Origin of the sequence: Paraburkholderia ginsengiterrae (assembly GCF_001645125.1) — a bacterium.
Lineage (GTDB): Bacteria > Pseudomonadota > Gammaproteobacteria > Burkholderiales > Burkholderiaceae > Paraburkholderia > Paraburkholderia ginsengiterrae.
This window is the reverse complement of sequence record NZ_LXKA01000238.1, coordinates 1-458: the sequence shown is the minus strand read 5'-3', so window position 1 is coordinate 458 and position 458 is coordinate 1. Positions and strand designations below refer to the sequence as shown.

Genomic DNA, 458 nt, shown 5'->3' with positions numbered 1-458 from the left:
CCCTGCACATGATCGGGCCGATGTACCCCTTGTGCAGGGTCTGCAGAACGTTCCATTTCGTACCCGTCACGCCCCACGTATTCTCCCTACCACCGCCCCCGTAATACCCTTGCACCTGCATCACGCCACTCTTCCCTACCCGGTGGCCGCTCGCGCCCCCCGCCTCCGTTCCCGCCTGCCTGTCCTCGTACCACCCCAGAGCCACCACACCCCCCGCTGCCATTGCGCTGCCCTTCTTCGTTCCGACCTTACTCCCCGCACCCCAGCTCCGTCACTCGCCCCACCTCTCCCCGCCCCCTCCGCACACCCTCAGCCTGATCTGGTGATTCAGTCTCACCGACATTACCACCTCCCCTACCACACTCGACACCCCACCCACCCTCCCCCTCCGCGCGTCACTTCCTATCTCTGTCCTCGTCCTTCTCATGATGCCTCCTCCTTCTTCTCCTTGACCTCCA

General features: G+C 64.2%; 1 pseudogene. It reads right to left on the bottom strand.

Annotation, left to right across the window (positions count from 1 at the left end):
* Nucleotides 1-205 (bottom strand): annotated as a pseudogene (locus tag A6V37_RS41830) (beta-glucosidase); the annotation flags it as partial.
* Between the last annotated feature and the right edge of the window lie 253 nt (nucleotides 206-458).